Genomic DNA, 2,292 nt, shown 5'->3' on the forward strand with positions numbered 1-2,292 from the left:
CGGCGCCTGGTCGCGCGTACGGACGTTCCTGTCCGGGGCCTCGCCGGAATACCTGGGCACCCTCTGGGTGGAGACCTTCCTCCACAACATCGACAAACGCCACCAGCGAAGCGCCGCGCTGGTCGGCCGAGGCGCGATGCTGGCGATGGAACCCGGACGAGGGATCTTCGGGCACCGCGAAGCCAACAACGTGATTCACACGTACGTCGTCATGAAAAAACCGCTCGATTGGGTGAACTCGACCGACTTCTCCGACCGCGAGCAGGCGCTGACCAACCTCGCTGCAGAACTCGGCGACGGGTGGGCTCCCGAACTCCTGGAACTGATCACGAACGGCGAGACCACACCGGTCCCCCGACCGATCTGGGGACTGCCACTCGGACACACATGGGACCAGGTGCCGGGAGCCATCCTCATCGGTGACGCCGCGCACCTGACACCCCCGGACGGAGACGGAGCGAACTGGGCCCTCTACGACGGCGCCCAACTCGGAAAGGCAATCGCTGCGTCGCCCGACGACATCGAGTCGGCCTTCTCGGGCTTCGCCGCCGAGATGCTGCCACGCAGCGCCGCATCCTCAAGGGAGGGATACCAGTCATTCGAGCGGACGTTCGGCTACAACGCACCCGAAAACCTGCGGAACATGATGGACCGCGCGACGACATACGGCCGCCGCCACCGATGACACGGCCACGGAACGGACCGGCAGTCGACACACCCGCCCGCAGCGCGTCGCGAAATCGCCCTGCCGAGCACAACGCTCCCGTCCTACCACGTGATCAAGGCAACCAAGATCGGCCAATACGTCGAATCATTCAGTGCGCCGTCCCTGCTGGAGCGCCTGGTCACCCGCCTCACCGCCGAACCTGGGCCGGAATGCATCAAACCGCGACGCCCTCGCTGTAGATCACCAGGGTCTGCTCCGGCCGTTCCGCGACGTGGAACGCGGTGTGGGTCAAGGTGATGACGCCGAGCCTCGGGTGGCGTAGCCGCTTGGTGCCGGACCGGCTGACCTGGATGTCGTAGCGGGGCCACCAGGCGCGTACCTGCGGGCTTGCCGTGTGCAGTTCCTCGATCAGGCGGGTGAAGCGTGGGTGGTCCGGGTGGCGGCCGGTGGCGGCGCGCAGGCGGGCCAGCACGTTCTGTGCCTCCCGCTCCCAGTCGACCAATACCTGCCGTGCCGCGGGTTCGGTGAACACCCAGCGGGCCAGGTTGGGTTCCGGCATCGTGTCGATGCCCTTGAACAGCTCCGCGGCGGAAGGGTTGTGGCACAGCACGTCGTAGCGCACGCCCGTGACGTAGGACGGGTTGGGCTCGACCAGCGCGGGGACGTCGGCGACGCCGGGGGCTAGCGGCTCGGGCTCGTCGGCCGGCTCGTCCGGGGTGTCGCCGGCCAGGTGGAGCAGGTGGTCGCGTTCGTGCTCGCTGAGCCGCAGCGCCGTGGCCAGCGCCTCGAGCACCTGGCCGGACGGGCGGACGTCGCGGCCCTGCTCCAGGTAGGTGTACCAGGTGGCGCTGATGCCCGCGAGCAGGGCGATCTCCTCGCGCCGCAGCCCGGGGGTGCGTCGCCGCCCCGTCGTCGGCAGGCCGGTCTCGGCGGGGGAGATGCGCTCCCGGCGGCTGCGCAGGAACGCGCCCAGCTCGCGGCGGCGCAGGACCGAGGTAGTCACGGTTCCAGAATAAACCGGCTCTGGATACCAGGCTGAGACCCTCGCAGACTGGCCGGTATGCGTGCATGGACACTGGAAGAAGCAGGGGAAGGGCTCCATTTGGCGGAGGTGCCGGAGCCGGCACCGCGCGGCGGCGGTGTGGTCGTCGGCGTGCTCGCCTCCTATCTGCCCGCCTATACCGACGCCCTCATTCACGGGACGCGGGGCACCGTCCCGACGCCGCTCGTGCTCGGCCCGGGCGCCATCGGACGGGTCGAGTCCGTCGCCGATGACGTCTTCAACGTCGCGCCGGGCGACATCGTGGTGACCAACTCGCTGCTGAGCTCCGGCGAGACGGACGGGCCGCAGGAGATCCTCGTCGGCTGGACCGGCGTGGGCGGACGGGGCAAGGCCACCGCGACGACGACCGCGATGCAGGCGGTGTGGCGCGACGGGCTGTGGGCCGAACGCGCCCTGTGCCCCAAGGAGACCGTCGTACGGCTGGCCGGCGCCGGGGAGTACGCGCGGCCGGACCGGCTGGCCTTCCTGCCGTGGCTCGCCATCGCGGCCGAGGGGCTGAACAGCGCCGGTCAGCGGCCCGGCCAGAGCGTCGCGGTCGTCGGCGGCACCGGCCAGCTCGGCG

At 70.1% G+C, this 2,292-nt stretch carries 3 protein-coding genes; 2 read left to right on the top strand and 1 reads right to left on the bottom strand.

Features of this window, described 5'->3' with window-relative positions:
• Positions 1–67: 67 nt before the first annotated feature.
• On the top strand, positions 68–685 hold the full coding sequence (locus ACFFNX_RS48060) for an FAD-dependent oxidoreductase (RefSeq protein ID WP_378213119.1): 618 nt from the start codon (positions 68–70) through the stop codon (positions 683–685).
• A gap of 196 nt (positions 686–881) precedes the next feature.
• Here ACFFNX_RS48060 and ACFFNX_RS48065 read toward each other — a convergent pair whose 3' ends face one another.
• Positions 882–1,670, bottom strand: coding sequence for a helix-turn-helix transcriptional regulator (locus ACFFNX_RS48065; protein WP_378213121.1), 789 nt, complete (start codon positions 1,668–1,670; stop codon positions 882–884).
• Positions 1,671–1,727: 57 nt separating this feature from the next.
• Here ACFFNX_RS48065 and ACFFNX_RS48070 point away from each other — a divergent pair.
• A partial coding sequence (locus ACFFNX_RS48070) for an alcohol dehydrogenase catalytic domain-containing protein (RefSeq protein ID WP_378213123.1) occupies positions 1,728–2,292 on the top strand: 565 nt, incomplete at its 3' end.

This window comes from Actinoallomurus acaciae (genome assembly GCF_042429965.1).
In the GTDB taxonomy this organism is placed as follows: domain Bacteria; phylum Actinomycetota; class Actinomycetes; order Streptosporangiales; family Streptosporangiaceae; genus Actinoallomurus; species Actinoallomurus acaciae.